Genomic DNA, 14,473 nt, shown 5'->3' with positions numbered 1-14,473 from the left:
AAAATGAGAAAACAGCAAAAGTTGGAATAAAAAGCAAACGGTTAAAAGCTGGCTGGGATGAAGATTATTTGATGAAGGTTTTAACCGTGGGCAAACTGAGTGTCTAATTTAGACCCGTTTGCCCTACCTATGACAAACTCCTAATTGGTATATTTGCCGCAATCAGGTACAATTCAGCCTTTTGTAGTGTTACTTCAAAATGCAGCTTATTATGCGCCTTGTCTCAAAGCCTAGGCGAGCATCCTGAAGTAACACCGATTATTTTCTTAGCATTAAATACAGCATTAGAATGAAGAATATTAGAAACTTTTCGATTATTGCCCATATCGACCACGGAAAATCTACATTATCAGATCGTCTTATCCAGTACTGTGATGGTTTAACGGATCGCGAAATGGCCGCTCAGGTTCTGGACTCAATGGATATTGAGCGTGAGCGTGGTATTACGATTAAAGCGCAAAGTGTTACCCTAAATTACAAAGCTAAAGATGGTGAAACTTACCAACTTAACTTTATTGATACTCCTGGACACGTGGATTTCTCATACGAAGTTTCTCGTTCTCTTGCGGCGTGTGAAGGTGCGTTATTGGTTGTTGATGCGGGTCAGGGTGTTGAAGCGCAGACGCTTGCGAACTGTTATACAGCGTTAGAAATGGATTTGGATGTTGTTCCAATCCTTAATAAAATTGACTTGCCACAAGCCGACCCAGAGCGTGTAGCTGAAGAAATTGAAGACATCGTTGGTATTGAAGCGATGGAAGCGGTTCGTTGTTCAGCGAAAACGGGTATCGGTATTGAGGATGTTTTAGAAGAAATCGTCTCTGAAATCCCAGCGCCAGAAGGTGACCCAGAAGGTCCATTACAAGCGCTTATCATTGATTCTTGGTTTGATAGTTACTTAGGCGTAGTGTCTTTGGTTCGTATCAAAAATGGTGTGCTTAAGAAAGGTGATAAGTTCAAGGTTATGTCAACAGGACAGACTCATACAGCTGATCGCGTTGGTATCTTCACGCCAAAACAAACCGATATGCCAGAGCTTAAAACCGGCGAAGTAGGCTTTGTAATCGCGGGTCTTAAAGACATTCACGGTGCGCCAGTAGGTGATACGCTAACTCATGCAAAACATGGTGCAGAAGAGCCACTACCAGGTTTTAAAAAGGTAACACCTCAGGTTTATGCGGGTGTGTTCCCAATCTCTACAGATGAGTATGAAAATTTCCGTGATGCATTGAATAAGCTAAGTCTGAATGATGCTTCTTTGGAGTTTGAACCTGAAAACTCATCAGCGTTAGGTTTTGGTTTCCGTATTGGTTACCTTGGCCTACTTCACATGGAGATCATTCAAGAACGTTTAGAGCGTGAATATAATCTTGATTTGATCACCACGGCTCCAACGGTAGTGTATGAAGTTGAAAAGAATAATGGCGATGTGGTTTATGTAGACAACCCGTCTGACTTACCTGCAATCAACACTATCGCAGAAATGCGTGAGCCGATTGTTGAAGCCAATATTCTGGTACCAAAAGATTATTTGGGTAACGTTATCACCCTTTGTGTCGAAAAACGTGGCGTTCAGAAGAATATGGTTTATCACGGTAATCAAGTAGCGATTACCTATGACATTCCAATGGCGGAAGTAGTAATGGACTTCTTTGACCGTTTGAAGTCAACCAGTCGTGGTTACGCATCTCTTGAATATAACTTTGTTCGTTTTGAGCCTGCCGATATGGTGCGCTTAGACGTACTAATTAATGGCGATAGAGTCGATGCATTAGCATTGATTATCCACCGTTCATTGATCCGTCACAAAGGTATTGCCCTTGTTGAAAAGATGAAAGAATTGATCCCAAGACAGATGTTTGATATTGCAATTCAAGCAGCGGTTGGCAGCCAAATCGTGGCTCGTTCAAACGTTAAAGCGATGCGTAAAGACGTTACCGCAAAATGTTATGGTGGTGACGTATCGCGTAAGAAGAAACTGCTGCAGAAGCAAAAAGAAGGTAAGAAGCGAATGAAACAAGTGGGTAACGTTGAAGTTCCACAAGAAGCTTTCTTAGCCGTGTTAAAGCTTAACGATTAATCTACATGATAGAAGCGCCCTTAGGGCGCTTTGATACTTAGATGGTTTGTTGATAGTTAAGGTTTTGGCAACCTTTGAAATTGAACAAGCAGATTATCTTTCATGTTTAGTTTAGTTTCTTGTTGCATTCGCTTACACTTAACCTTGAACCTTTATTAATAAAAACAATCCATTAAATCATCGGAATTAATTAACAGCCGGAGTAATAATCCACATGGCAGCTTATTTTTCAATCATTCTTGTTATCGTTACCTTAGTCTCAGGATTAATTTGGGCAATAGATGCATTTATGTTTGCCCCAAAAAGAAAGCAAGCATTAGCAATTGCTGAACAAGAAAAAGCGTTAACTGATGAAGCGAAAGAAAAAATTCTTCAAGAGCCTGTGGTAGTTGAAACAGCTCATTCTATTTTTCCTGTTATCGCTTTTGTGCTTGTGTTGCGTTCGTTTTTATATGAACCGTTTCAAATTCCATCAGGCTCTATGATGCCAACTTTATTGGTTGGTGACTTTATTCTGGTTGAAAAGTTTTCTTATGGTATTAAAGACCCTGTATGGCGTTCTAAGCTTGTTGAAACTGGTGAGCCGAAACGAGGAGATATAGCGGTATTTAAATACCCGGAAAATCCCAAAATAGACTATATCAAACGAGTTATCGGCCTTCCCGGAGATAGGGTGGTTTACCGTAACAAGCATCTCTATATTCAACCGGCTTGTAAAGACGGTGAAAACAAATGTCCGGGTTTAGAAATTGTTGATCGCACAGAAGTTAATCGTGGTGAGTTTAGCCAAGATGGTTTCCCAATGTTGAGATATACCGAACACCTTGGCAAAGTTGATCATGATATTTTGATTAACCCTGCTCGTGGTGAAATGCTGCAAGCATATTTTAGACAACCAAACACTCAGCCTTATGAATTTATTGTACCTAAAGGGCATTATTTCATGATGGGTGATAATCGTGACAACAGCCTTGATAGTCGTTTTTGGGGCTTTGTACCAGAAGCTAATTTAGTGGGTAAAGCCGTAGCTATTTGGATTAGTTTCGAATTTGATCGCACGGATGCAGACTTTTTACCAAAATGGGTGCCAACAGGTGTCCGTTTCAATCGCGTCGGCGGATTAAAGTAGTATGAGATCTTCGCATAATCGAGAGCGTTTGCTTCGTACTTTAGGGTATGAATTTGAACAGTCTGATTTACTTTCTCAGGCACTGACACATCGCAGTGCCGCCCATAAGCATAATGAAAGATTAGAGTTCTTAGGGGACTCTATTTTATCTATCGTTATTTCTGATGCCTTGTATCATCAATTTCCAAAAGCAACGGAAGGCGATTTAAGCCGTATGCGTGCTTCTTTGGTAAGGGGTGATACGTTGGCGGTAATTGCTCAAGAATTTAATTTGGGTGATTACTTAAAACTTGGTCCAGGTGAGTTAAAAAGCGGAGGTTTCCGCCGAGAATCGATACTTGCTGATGCTGTAGAAGCCATTATCGGTGCGATTTATCTTGATTCGGATCTTGAAACTTGCCGTAAATTATTACTGAGCTGGTATGAAAAGCGCTTGCAAGAAATAAAGCCTGGTATCAATCAAAAAGACCCTAAAACTCTATTGCAAGAGTATTTGCAAGGGCATAAGAAACCATTGCCCGATTATCAGGTGGTTGATATTAAAGGTGAGGCGCACGATCAAACCTTTACCGTAGAGTGTCGAATTGAAGGTGTTGTTAATCCTGTTGTTGGGGTTGGTGGCTCTCGAAGAAAGGCGGAACAGCAAGCCGCAGCTCAAATGTTGGAAATAATAAAGAAATGAGCCAAAACCAAGATAAGCCAGATGTCGTATCAGCTGAACCGAGTTTAGATGAATTACTGGCACAAATTAGTAAGCCTTCTTCTGCAGAGCAAGAATACGAAGTTACCTACTGTGGAATGGTTGCGATTGTTGGTCGCCCTAACGTGGGTAAGTCCACATTATTGAATCGTTTGCTTGGCCAAAAAGTGAGTATTACTTCTCGTAAGCCACAGACGACTCGTCATCGCATTATGGGAATTCATACCGAAGAAAATAAACAAATTGTGTTTGTTGATACTCCGGGCTTACATATAGAAGAAAAGCGTGCTATCAACCGTCTAATGAACCGCGCAGCATCAAGTTCATTAGCCGATGTTTGTATGGTGGTGTTCCTTGTTGATGGTATGAATTGGACTGCCGACGATGATATGGTGCTACAAAAGCTGACTCGTGGTGGCAAAGATCCTGAACGTAAATTAGTGCTTGCTGTTAACAAGGTTGATCAAATCAAAGAAAAGTATGATTTGTTCCCATGCCTTGAGCAATTAGCCTCTAAAGCAGACTTTGATGAAATCCTACCGATTTCCGCTAAGCATGGAACTAATATTGACCGTATCATCGACATGGCGAGTGAAGAGTTACCAGAGTGCCCTTTCTACTTCCCTGAAGACTATGTCACTGATCGTAGCCAGCGCTTTATGGCTTCAGAAATCGTTCGTGAAAAGCTGATGCGCTTCTTGGGTGATGAGCTTCCTTACGATGTTACCGTAGAAATCGAACAATTTGCTTTGATGGAAAACGGGGTGTATCACATCAACGCTTTGATCTTAGTGGAGCGTAAAGGTCAAAAGCGTATGGTAATCGGCAACAAAGGTGAGCGTATTCGCACCATTTCTACCGAAGCTCGTAAAGACATGGAAAAGTTGTTTGATAATAAAGTCTTCTTAGAAACGTGGGTTAAAGTTAAATCAGGTTGGGCAGATGATGAACGGGCTCTTCGTAGCCTTGGTTATGGTGAAGAGTAATTTACTTTAGAGTGGATTAGTTTGTCTGAAGAAAGGAGCAATAGTGGAATGCCAACTGATCCGCACGTCTATGAGCTGACGACAGTGACATTCTGTCACGGACGGTTGCCTTATCACGCTATTGTTCCTCGCTGTATTTATTTAAGTTTTTTGTAATTCAAATATAGAGCATATTTGGTTTAACCAGAGGCGTATAAAGGAGCTAAATGGAACGCGGCTATATCTTACATCATCGACCTTATAAAGAAGCTCAGGCTTTGGTTAACTTACTGGTAGATGGACATGGTAGAGTAGATGCCGTTGCCAGAGTAGGCAGTGGTAAACGTTCCAACAAAGCCATTATTCAACCGTTTCAACCGCTTATTTTTAACCTTTCAGGTAAAAACGCATTAAAGAATCTCACTCAGGTTGAAGCTGCTGCTCCCGCGATTCCACTTCAAGCTGAATCGCTATATTCAGGAATGTATCTAAACGAGCTGTTAGTTAGAGTGCTTTCCGTGCATCACGACGTGCATACTCTGTTTCAGATTTATCACAACACCTTAATTGAGTTAGCTAGAAAGTTCGACCAAATCCATTTAAGGCTGTTTGAGCACCAGCTATTACAAGAGCTAGGCATTATGCCGAGTTTGATGTATGACTGCACTGGTGAGCCGTTGGAAGCAGAAATATTCTATCGGTTTTTTGAAGAAGAAGGCTTTCGTCCTTACTTAAATACTAGAATGAACAACAGTTATTCTGGAGCATCTCTAATGGCTTTAAGAGATGATGCGATTACAGAACAACATTACAAAGACTTAAAATATTTAATGCGGCAAATTTTGCAGCCTCTTTTGGGTAATAAACCTCTAGTAAGCCGCAAACTATTTGCGCAGAAGTTTTCGAAATGAACTAAAGGCCTCTAGCCAGGATGCTGTTCGCCATGAGTTTCTTCATGTTCAGTTTCATCACCTGAAGAATGAAATCTGCCTAATACCTGCTGTATTAAAGTGGAACTATCATCCTCCATGCTATCTATTTGCTGCTGACACTCTTGCATCGCACCGCACAATTGATACAGTGCCAACACTTCTTCTGCATTTAGTTCTTCACTACCTGAAAGATCCATATCATCTGAGATTTCAAAATTGTTTACGCCATTGTTGTTCTGATGATTAGCAGGGGGGGGCTTTGCTTGCTCTGTAAACCTACCTGTTAGTCTCCCTATCTGAATAGCTTCACTTGCCCACTTATTAATATGTTGAAATGAATATTGAGCATTCTCGCTGTTCGGCGCACCGTGGCTTGAGTTTTGGTGAAATAGTCTCAGTGAATTGTTCTCATTAGGTAAGGTGTTCGGATATACAAGAAAAGCAGAGAGACTTTGTGAGTTTTCTTGGGGGATTTTAACAGGTTGAAAAAAATCCGAATTTTGTTCCAAGTCCTCATTACTTTCATCAGTAAAAAATGTCGTGACTGGAGGGAGGTGGATTGCTGAATTATTAAGTTCGGTGCTCATATCGACATAAAGTAGGGTTAATTGACTTAGAGTAACAGTCCATCCCCAAATTAGAAGGTTTATTAATCAAAATAAATCCATAGTTTAGAGGCCGTTCCCAATTAGATTTTTGATTGACCGACATACAAAGCAGTCGTTATTGCATTGGCTGCTGTTAATTTTTTAGGTTAAACAAGGCGGAAAATGTGAAGTGTAGTTATTACCGACATTCACAACTGTCGTTACTTCGTTTCCACACGAACATTTGACAACGCAGTTTAAACAAAAAAGAAACGCAGCCCTTCGGGTTACGCCTAAAATTTGCTAACTCTGCGTTACTCAGCTTTCGTTGACCGACATACACTGCTGTCGTTACTGCGTTTAGTTCACTAAACTTCAAACTTCGTGCCTTGATTTTGCAAATTGTAGGCAGTAATAAATCAAAAAGTCTTTAATTGGGAACGGCCTCTAGGGCGTGTTGAACTTTCAGGATTGAATTTTGTGCTATTTGAGCACATTTCTTTTCAAGGCGTGAGCAGTGAAGCTTAGTAATCTAAGTAAGCTGGTCACAACACCGAACAGGAAGTGCTCAAAAGCATCAAAGACAGCGTAAATTGGTACTTCTTTTGAAACAGAAAGCTGCTGCGTTATCGTTTGTTTATGTGAAAGAACCACATCTCACAATTTCCGCCTTGCATAAGATAACCAATTTATCGCTGCAAAAACAATCACGAAAGATCAACACGCCCTAAAAATGAATCTCATTAATTTATTAAAGAGAAAGCTGCTCATCTACTGATCTCATTGCCATTTAACGATAAAATACTTAATAAAGTTGTTTGAACATAGAAAGGAAACCATGAGCAGAATTTTATTAGGCGTAAACATCGATCACATTGCCACTATTCGAAATGCAAGAGGGACGGATTTCCCTGATCCGGTTCATGCAGCAGCTGTAGCTGAGCATGCGGGAGCCGAAGGCATTACAGTTCACCTACGAGAAGATCGTCGTCATATTGTAGATAGAGATATATATCTATTAGCTAAGACATTGCAAACTCGAATGAACTTTGAGTGTGCGGTTACCGAAGAAATGATCAAAATCGCTTGTGAAGTTAAGCCGACTTATGTTTGCTTGGTTCCTGAAAAGCGAGAAGAGTTGACTACCGAAGGTGGTTTAGATGTTGCGGGTCAACTTGATAAAATCACCGATGCGGTAAAACGCCTAACAGAGGCTGACATTAAAGTATCTTTGTTTATAGATGCTGATGAGGTTCAAATTGATGCTGCGGTTGCTTCTGGCGCACCTTACATTGAGTTGCATACTGGTTGCTACGCTGACGCTGAATCAGATACCGAAGAAAAAGCAGAGTTACAGCGTATCCAGACAATGGCGACTTATGCCCATTCAAAAGGCTTAATCGTTAATGCTGGCCATGGATTGAACTATCACAATGTGAAGCCAATAGCGGCAATCCCTGAATTGTACGAACTGAATATCGGTCATGCGATTATCGCTCGTGCTGCTATTGATGGCCTTGAAAAAGCAGTTCGAGATATGAAGCAGCTGATGGTTGAAGGGCGTAGAGGCGAATAATGCCCATTATCGGACTCGGGACGGATATCGTTGAAATAGACCGCATTCCGTCACATGACACCAAAGCAGGTGAGCGTCTAGCACAAAGAGTGTTGACGCCCACAGAACTGGATATTTATAAGAGTAGTAGTCAACCTCAACGCTATCTTGCTAAACGATTTGCAGCGAAAGAAGCTGCCGCAAAAGCGTTAGGCACAGGTATTGGTCGTGGTGTTTCTTTTCAGCACATTCATGTGAGCAATAATGAAGATGGTGCCCCACAATTAACATTTAGTGACGGTGCGTTAGAAGAGTTTAAATCTATGTCAGGTTGCTCGCTTCATTTATCAATAGCTGATGAAAAACGATATGCAGTGGCTACGGTGATTTTAGAAAGCTAAGTAACCACATATACCTTTTTAGCGAGAATGGCATCGATATACTCTTCGGTGTCCTTTAGCTCCAATGATGCTCTAAAGTAATTTTGTTCATCTTTAACATTAGTCACTAACCCTTGAATTTGGATAACCATAGAGCCTGAACGAGCATTTGTTAATGCTTGCTCCCATACTCGATAGTCCAGTTTTTCCTCATTAATTACGGCGATGCTAATCGCTTGATTTGAAGCTTGTAGGAGTTGCGATACATGTTCAGCTAATTGCTGACTTCCGTGTACCAATGCATCAACTTGAGTGATAGCCATAGCGCGAATATCCATAAATCCATTTATGAACATTTAGTATAGCGTTAATTAAGTCGCTTTTGATTTTTAAATGAGCTCAATCTAAAAATTGAGACAATAAATCATTTACGAACATCTGACCTTTGGCGGTTAATTGCCAATATTCATTCGTTTCTGAAATTAACTGCCGCTGTTTAGCTTTATTCATACCTGATTGTAAGGCAGAATGAGGCAAACCTGTGCGGGCTTCAAATTCTGTTTTAGGGATAGGAGATATCAGCCTAAATCGGTTCATTAAATATTCTAATGCTCGGTCATCTTTTTCTACTGCGGTTGTTTCAGACGTGTAGTTTTCTGCTGCTAAGTAACCTTTAGGGTGCTTAATCTTTACTGTTCTTAAAATGCTATCTTCTTTTGGTAGAGTTACCTTACCATGAGCACCGCATCCAATCCCCAAATAATCACCGAACTGCCAGTAATTGAGGTTATGGCGGCACTGATAGCCTTCTTTTGCATAAGCGGAAATCTCATACTGCTGATAACCAAGCTCGGCGAGTTTTTTTTGTCCTTGTTCATAGATGTGCCAGAGAGCTTCATCTTCCGGCAATTGTGGTGGCTTTGAATGGAACAAAGTATTAGGTTCAATTGTCAGTTGATACCAAGATAAATGTGGAGGATTTAAGCTAGCGGCTTTCTCAATATCAAACATGGCTTCATCGAAGCTTTGATTTGGCAGACCATGCATTAAATCTAAATTGAAACTATTGAAGTTAGCCTCGTGAGCCGATTTTGCCGCTACCTCAGCTTCACAGTCATTATGGATTCGACCTAAAAGATTAAGCTTATCCTTAGCAAAGCTTTGAATACCGATGGAAACACGAGTAACGCCAGCCTGACGATAAGCTTTAAAGCTATCGTGTTCTAAGGTGCCAGGATTCGCTTCCATTGTGATTTCAATATCATCTACAAATGGTATTTGAGCTTGAATACCATCGAGTAATCGTTTTATGGCATCCGCTGAAAATAGCGAAGGTGTGCCACCACCGATAAAGATGCTGTATAGCTTTCTATCTTGAACGTATTTTAAGTCCTGAGACAAGTCCTCAAGAAGCGCATCAATATATTCAGCTTCGGGTAACTCACCTTTTTGACCATGAGAGTTAAAATCGCAGTATGGGCACTTTTGAACACACCATGGTATATGCACATATAAACTAAGCGGAGGTAAAGTGAGCATAGCTTAGTTAATCACACCATGTTGTTTAAGAAGAGCAACCAATTGTTGTAACGCTTTACCTCTATGACTAACCGCATTTTTAGCATCAGCGCTCATGCTTGCGGCCGATTCACTGTATCCTTCAGGAATAAACAAAGGGTCGTAACCATGACCGCCGTCACCACTTAGGGATTGAGCAATCTCACCTTCCCAGCTTGCTTGAGCGATGATTGGCGTTGGGTCTAACTCATGACGCATATACACAAGTACACATTGGAATCTGGCTGTGCGGTGACTAACGCTGTTCATTTCGGAAAGTAGCTTTTCATTATTACTTGCAGCAGAAGCGCCTTCTCCACTGTAACGGGCGGAGTATATTCCTGGTTGACCTTGAAGACGATCGACTTCAATTCCTGAATCATCCGCAATCACCGCGCCTTTCGCATACTTGGCCGCATGTCGAGCTTTAATAATTGCGTTCTCGACAAAGGTGGTTCCTGTTTCTGCTACTTCGGGTACATCAAAGTCGCTCTGAGGAATAATAGAAACACCATGTTGATTAAATAATTGGTCAAATTCAGCCAATTTGCCTTTGTTACCGCTAGCCAAAACAATGGTCTTCATAATGAGTGCTCTTTAGAAAATGTGAGCTGATCATACTGATGAAGTGAGATAAGTAAAGAAAAGAAGCGTTGAGAAAAATCAAATATCAGAGGGATTTTGGGCTCTATGGCGTCAAAGAGCCCAAGTGATTTATTTTACATAAAATTTTTGTGAGAATTTCAAGCTGGTATTGAGTTCTTTGCCTTTACTGATATCAATATCGAAATTGATAGTGCCGTCATCTTGATAAGGTATTTCGGCAATGTAATAAATGGCTTTACCATCTTTGATTTCTTTGAAGTCTAAATTAACTTGTGAACTCATAAGGTTAGAAGCGATACCTGAAATTTTAACAGGAACAGCGGGATTTCCCGTTTTTCGAGTATCTAGTACAGAGATATTTACAATACCGTTGTAGTTACTGCGCTTAAGCCCGTAACTTTTTGCAATGGAAGGCGTTAAAAAAGTGCTCCCGAAAGCAATGTAGTGAATATCAAAATTCCCAACCCGCGTTTTTTGCTCGGCATGAGCGACTCCAACAAAACTGACAGCAAATAACAGTACAGCACAAAGTTTGCGTAGCATAATGCCTACCTCAATTAGACTAAGTATTGAGAGTATACCCTTTGATGCAATTAGAAAAAAGGGAGCCAATGGCTCCCGGAAAATCAATAATGAAAAAAGCTAGATGAACGCCCAGTAGGGTACGTATTGAGAGAAAAGCATATTTAAGAATTGTAAAGCAATGATGACGAGCAGTACTGAAAAATCTAGGCCTCCCATTGGTGGAATGATGCGGCGGATTGGTGCTAACAGTGGTTCTGTTAATTGATCCAATACCATTACGAATGGGTTATATCCTTGATTAAACCAGCTTAAAATTGCACGAATTAATAGCATCCAAAACAGTAAAAAGCCTGCATGCTTGATTACTGAAACTAGGGAAAAGAGCGAAATCGCTAAAAAATCAATAGGTGTATTAGCGATTAATGACAATAAAGTCATCTTTACTGTAACGACAATCAACGCCAAGATAAAAGTTGCTGTATCAAAACTTCCGATTGAAGGGATCACCCTGCGGATTGGAGCCACAATAGGGTGGGTCGCTTTTACAATAAATTGAGAAAACGGATTATAAAAATCAGCTCGTACAAATTGTAGCCATAACCGTAAAATCACTATGCTGAGATAGAGTTGAAAAACCGTTGTTATTAAAAATACCATTGCATTCATAGTTTGTTCTTACCTTATTTTTTCTAACTATATTCTAGAAAAGTTTTTCCATTTCTTCAGCACGATTGATGCAATTAGTCATTGCATTGTCAACTAAACTTCTAATTCCACCTTGTTCGAAGGTTTCAATCGCTTTTGCTGTCGTTCCACCTTTTGAAGTTACATTTTGTCTCAATTGTGCGGCGGAAAGATTTGGATTTTGTTTTACCATTTCAGCAGCGCCTAAAGCAGCTTGTTGCACCATAAGTCCGACTTGCTCTTTAGGTAAGCTCATTTTTTCGCCTGCTTCGATCATGGCTTCCATAAATAAGAAGAAGTAAGCTGGGGAGCTTCCCGCAAGCGCAATCACTTGGTTCAGTTCTGACTCTTCATCAACCCAAACCACTTCGCCACCGGTTTTCATAATAGATTCACAACATTGCTTTTGTGTGTCAGTAATTTCTGCAGGCGCATAAATACCTGTGACTCCAACACCAATTTGAGTGGGTGTGTTAGGCATGGTTCGAATGAGATTGATTTGTTGTTTAAAATAATCATGATAACGCTGGCATGGAATACCAGCTGCAATAGTGATAATGAGTTTTTTGCTTAAATCAAGATGGCTTAAGGCTTCACAAACACTTTGCATTAATTGTGGTTTTACACCAAGTACAACAACATCGGAATTTTTTACCGCTTGTTCATTATCTTGAGAAACTTTTACGCCAAAATCTGCTTTCATAGCTTCAAGTTTTGGCAAACTTGGGTTAGTGGTTTCGATAAGCTCAGTGGAGTAGCCACTTGAAACTAAGCCGCTCACGATACTGCGAGTCATGTTGCCTGAACCAATAAAGCAAATCTTTGCTGTTGTCATTTAAAAACCTAGAAAATTCAGTTTAATTTTATGGCTTGATATTACCTCAGAATTGGCGTTTCTTATAGACGAAAGTGATTGATTTTTACTTACTTGATAAGACTAGGCAGTGAAAAACATTATGACTTGTTAACACTTAGTTTCTATGAATTTAAATCGTTCAGTCAATGTTAAGAAGGTAGCCGTACAATTCCTGTCAGGTTTTGTAAGTAGTAAAGGGAAAATATAATGTCTATTTGTAGTGGGTTAGAGTCATTAGTTTCAACTTCCTTAGAATGTATTGTATCAATGGCAACTTCTGAACAAGAAAGGTTGGTTCGGACTGACAACCAAGATTTTCCGATCCCCAAAGACTGTGTTTTGGCTGTTAAACAAGTACCAGATCATACTAACGAGTTAGCCAATAAAGCCATAGGTCGATTTCAAAAATGTAATAGTCATGATTATTCTGATTTTGAACCGCTGGTCGTCGAACAAGTCACTGCCGATCCAGCAATGACAGAGTTTTTCTATTTTTCTGTAGTAAGGGATATGTCTGGGCTGTTGAAAATGGCTAGGACTTTTTTTCACACTTCTTTTGTTGAAGTCCAAGTGCACGTGAAGTTTTATGAATTTTTGATGGCAGGTAAACTTGGTAAAACAAGAGTTTGTAATTTCCCTGGTTATATCGAATTTGATGGTATGCCTAAAGAGTCTATCAAGATGGGAATAAAACGTGAAAAATTGAATGAGGGTTTTAAGTTTTCTTTCGTTTATATTCCACAGTTATCCTCTGAAAAACATTTTCATACACATTTTGAACAGGGAAAAAATGAAATTATGCTTGGGTTAGAGAAGCATCTCAATCATAGCGGAACGTTTCATCGATTCGAGCAGAGCTATTCAGCTTTCAAAGCTAAGCAGCCTACTTCGAAGCAACAAAACTAACCTATACTTGTTAAAGCGATTTTATACAGGCTTCTGGTCAGTTAGTTTGAACTCTCTCACCAAAAATAGCGCTACCAATACGTACCATGGTGCTGCCATTTTCAACTGCTAGTTCAAGATCTTGGCTCATCCCTACAGATAATGTGTCTATATTTTGATATTTATGCTGCAATTGTTTAAATTTTTCACTGAGCAGTATTAGCTCTTTATTTAGTTTTTCAGTGTTATCTTTGCGGCTAGGTATGGCCATCAGTCCACGAAGTTTCAGGTTACTACACTGTTGAATGAAATCAGCAAGAGCATCGACTTGTTCAAGTAATAGTCCTGACTTGGTTTCCTCACCACTTGTATTTACTTGAATACAAACATTCAAAGGCGTTTTATCCTCCGGACGTTGTTCATTCAATCTGTTAGCGATTTTTTCTCGGCTTAAGGTATGCATCCAGTCAAAGTGCTGCGCCACCTCTTTGGTTTTGTTGGATTGTAACGACCCAATAAAATGCCATTCAATATCAGGGTATTGCGAAGAAAGCGCTTGGACTTTCTCAACGCCCTCTTGCACATAATTCTCACCAAATGTCTTTTGTCCAGCTTTATACGCTAGAATAATATCTGAAATAGGTTTGGTTTTACTCACGGCTAAGAGTTGGACTGTTGCTGGATCTCGCTGGTATTTTTGAGCCGCAAGTTTGATCCTGTCTAGGGTCTGTGCCAATCTCTGAGTTATTGTTATCATAATGTGATTTTTCACTAAGTGTTTTAGGTATCGTTAATTATGGAAATTACAGAATTATTGGCTTTTAGTGTCAAGCATAAAGCCTCCGATCTTCACTTATCAGCGGGTGTTTCCCCTATGATCCGCGTTGATGGTGAAGTTAGAAAAATTGTAACTATTCAGCCTACTGAACAAAAATATCTGGCAAATGCCCACTGAACAACAAGTTCAGCGCTGTTGAAGCTGTTATATTTTGCTTTCTGCAACTCGAAACGTAACTGCGTATGGCACAGAAG

At 40.1% G+C, this 14,473-nt stretch carries 16 protein-coding genes and 1 pseudogene; 9 read left to right on the top strand and 8 right to left on the bottom strand.

The window, feature by feature from the left end:
• The first annotated feature begins 289 nt into the window (after positions 1–289).
• The 5 genes from lepA to recO all read left to right on the top strand — a co-directional run bounded on the left by lepA (position 290) and on the right by recO (position 5,785).
• Positions 290–2,080, top strand: a complete 1,791-nt coding sequence (lepA, locus tag D5018_RS18225) for a translation elongation factor 4 (RefSeq protein ID WP_121840423.1) — start codon at positions 290–292, stop codon at positions 2,078–2,080.
• A 214-nt stretch (positions 2,081–2,294) separates the two neighbouring features.
• Complete coding sequence (gene lepB / locus D5018_RS18220) at positions 2,295–3,209, top strand: signal peptidase I (protein WP_121840422.1); 915 nt, start codon at positions 2,295–2,297, stop codon at positions 3,207–3,209.
• Between the two features lies 1 nt (position 3,210).
• Positions 3,211–3,891 (top strand): ribonuclease III, encoded by a 681-nt coding sequence (gene rnc, locus D5018_RS18215; protein ID WP_121840421.1) that lies wholly within the window; start codon positions 3,211–3,213, stop codon positions 3,889–3,891.
• Positions 3,888–4,895, top strand: coding sequence for a GTPase Era (gene era / locus D5018_RS18210; RefSeq protein ID WP_121840420.1), 1,008 nt, complete (start codon positions 3,888–3,890; stop codon positions 4,893–4,895). Before rnc ends, era begins: the two co-directional genes overlap by 4 nt.
• Positions 4,896–5,101: 206 nt before the next feature.
• Complete coding sequence (gene recO / locus D5018_RS18205; RefSeq protein ID WP_121840419.1) at positions 5,102–5,785, top strand: DNA repair protein RecO; 684 nt, start codon at positions 5,102–5,104, stop codon at positions 5,783–5,785.
• An 11-nt stretch (positions 5,786–5,796) separates the two neighbouring features.
• Here recO and D5018_RS18200 read toward each other — a convergent pair whose 3' ends face one another.
• Positions 5,797–6,393, bottom strand: coding sequence for a hypothetical protein (locus tag D5018_RS18200; protein WP_121840418.1), 597 nt, complete (start codon positions 6,391–6,393; stop codon positions 5,797–5,799).
• Between the two features lie 838 nt (positions 6,394–7,231).
• Here D5018_RS18200 and pdxJ point away from each other — a divergent pair.
• Both pdxJ and acpS read left to right on the top strand, forming a co-directional pair.
• Positions 7,232–7,969 (top strand): pyridoxine 5'-phosphate synthase, encoded by a 738-nt coding sequence (gene pdxJ / locus D5018_RS18195; protein ID WP_121840417.1) that lies wholly within the window; start codon positions 7,232–7,234, stop codon positions 7,967–7,969.
• Positions 7,969–8,349, top strand: a complete 381-nt coding sequence (gene acpS, locus D5018_RS18190; protein WP_121840416.1) for a holo-ACP synthase — start codon at positions 7,969–7,971, stop codon at positions 8,347–8,349. Before pdxJ ends, acpS begins: the two co-directional genes overlap by 1 nt.
• On the opposite strand, the gene D5018_RS18185 is transcribed toward acpS, so the two are convergent.
• The 6 genes from D5018_RS18185 to proC form a co-directional block, all read right to left on the bottom strand.
• Positions 8,346–8,666: a hypothetical protein gene (locus D5018_RS18185; protein WP_121840415.1), complete on the bottom strand. Its 321-nt coding sequence runs from the start codon at positions 8,664–8,666 to the stop codon at positions 8,346–8,348. The two genes, acpS and D5018_RS18185, sit on opposite strands and share 4 nt — an antisense overlap.
• Positions 8,667–8,727: 61 nt before the next feature.
• Positions 8,728–9,867, bottom strand: coding sequence for a radical SAM family heme chaperone HemW (gene hemW, locus D5018_RS18180; protein WP_121840414.1), 1,140 nt, complete (start codon positions 9,865–9,867; stop codon positions 8,728–8,730).
• Between the two features lie 3 nt (positions 9,868–9,870).
• Entirely contained in the window at positions 9,871–10,470 is a 600-nt protein-coding gene (rdgB, locus tag D5018_RS18175; protein ID WP_121840413.1) for an RdgB/HAM1 family non-canonical purine NTP pyrophosphatase, read from the bottom strand.
• 129 nt (positions 10,471–10,599) lie between these two features.
• Positions 10,600–11,034 carry a DUF4426 domain-containing protein gene (locus tag D5018_RS18170; protein ID WP_121840412.1) on the bottom strand — a complete coding sequence of 145 codons (435 nt, stop codon included), beginning with the start codon at positions 11,032–11,034 and terminating at the stop codon, positions 10,600–10,602.
• Positions 11,035–11,133: 99 nt separating this feature from the next.
• Positions 11,134–11,682: a YggT family protein gene (locus tag D5018_RS18165; RefSeq protein WP_121840411.1), complete on the bottom strand. Its 549-nt coding sequence runs from the start codon at positions 11,680–11,682 to the stop codon at positions 11,134–11,136.
• A 34-nt stretch (positions 11,683–11,716) separates the two neighbouring features.
• Complete coding sequence (gene proC, locus D5018_RS18160) at positions 11,717–12,535, bottom strand: pyrroline-5-carboxylate reductase (RefSeq protein WP_121840410.1); 819 nt, start codon at positions 12,533–12,535, stop codon at positions 11,717–11,719.
• Between the two features lie 228 nt (positions 12,536–12,763).
• Between proC and D5018_RS18155 the strand changes: the two genes are divergently transcribed.
• Positions 12,764–13,462 (top strand): hypothetical protein, encoded by a 699-nt coding sequence (locus D5018_RS18155; RefSeq protein WP_121840409.1) that lies wholly within the window; start codon positions 12,764–12,766, stop codon positions 13,460–13,462.
• Positions 13,463–13,499: 37 nt separating this feature from the next.
• Here the strand turns inward: D5018_RS18155 and D5018_RS18150 are convergent, their stop codons facing one another.
• Entirely contained in the window at positions 13,500–14,198 is a 699-nt protein-coding gene (locus D5018_RS18150; protein WP_121840408.1) for a YggS family pyridoxal phosphate-dependent enzyme, read from the bottom strand.
• Between the two features lie 39 nt (positions 14,199–14,237).
• On the opposite strand from D5018_RS18150, the pseudogene D5018_RS18145 reads away from it, so the two are divergent.
• Positions 14,238–14,348, top strand: a pseudogene (locus D5018_RS18145) (twitching motility protein PilT); the annotation flags it as partial.
• Positions 14,349–14,473: the final 125 nt, after the last annotated feature.

This window comes from Parashewanella curva (genome assembly GCF_003675895.1).
GTDB lineage: Bacteria > Pseudomonadota > Gammaproteobacteria > Enterobacterales > Shewanellaceae > Parashewanella > Parashewanella curva.
The sequence above is the reverse complement of the archived record's forward strand: the minus strand, read 5'-3'. Positions and strand labels throughout refer to the sequence as shown.

Coding starts and splice junctions, on each gene's coding strand:
- D5018_RS18155 (WP_121840409.1), top strand. CDS start 12,764: ATGTCTATTTGTAGTGGGTTAGAGTCATTAGTTTCAACTTCCTTAGAA.
- lepB (WP_121840422.1), top strand. CDS start 2,295: ATGGCAGCTTATTTTTCAATCATTCTTGTTATCGTTACCTTAGTCTCA.
- era (WP_121840420.1), top strand. CDS start 3,888: ATGAGCCAAAACCAAGATAAGCCAGATGTCGTATCAGCTGAACCGAGT.
- D5018_RS18170 (WP_121840412.1), bottom strand. CDS start 11,034: ATGCTACGCAAACTTTGTGCTGTACTGTTATTTGCTGTCAGTTTTGTT.
- acpS (WP_121840416.1), top strand. CDS start 7,969: ATGCCCATTATCGGACTCGGGACGGATATCGTTGAAATAGACCGCATT.
- D5018_RS18165 (WP_121840411.1), bottom strand. CDS start 11,682: ATGAATGCAATGGTATTTTTAATAACAACGGTTTTTCAACTCTATCTC.
- lepA (WP_121840423.1), top strand. CDS start 290: ATGAAGAATATTAGAAACTTTTCGATTATTGCCCATATCGACCACGGA.
- rnc (WP_121840421.1), top strand. CDS start 3,211: ATGAGATCTTCGCATAATCGAGAGCGTTTGCTTCGTACTTTAGGGTAT.
- D5018_RS18185 (WP_121840415.1), bottom strand. CDS start 8,666: ATGGATATTCGCGCTATGGCTATCACTCAAGTTGATGCATTGGTACAC.
- recO (WP_121840419.1), top strand. CDS start 5,102: ATGGAACGCGGCTATATCTTACATCATCGACCTTATAAAGAAGCTCAG.
- rdgB (WP_121840413.1), bottom strand. CDS start 10,470: ATGAAGACCATTGTTTTGGCTAGCGGTAACAAAGGCAAATTGGCTGAA.
- proC (WP_121840410.1), bottom strand. CDS start 12,535: ATGACAACAGCAAAGATTTGCTTTATTGGTTCAGGCAACATGACTCGC.
- pdxJ (WP_121840417.1), top strand. CDS start 7,232: ATGAGCAGAATTTTATTAGGCGTAAACATCGATCACATTGCCACTATT.
- D5018_RS18200 (WP_121840418.1), bottom strand. CDS start 6,393: ATGAGCACCGAACTTAATAATTCAGCAATCCACCTCCCTCCAGTCACG.
- hemW (WP_121840414.1), bottom strand. CDS start 9,867: ATGCTCACTTTACCTCCGCTTAGTTTATATGTGCATATACCATGGTGT.
- D5018_RS18150 (WP_121840408.1), bottom strand. CDS start 14,198: ATGATAACAATAACTCAGAGATTGGCACAGACCCTAGACAGGATCAAA.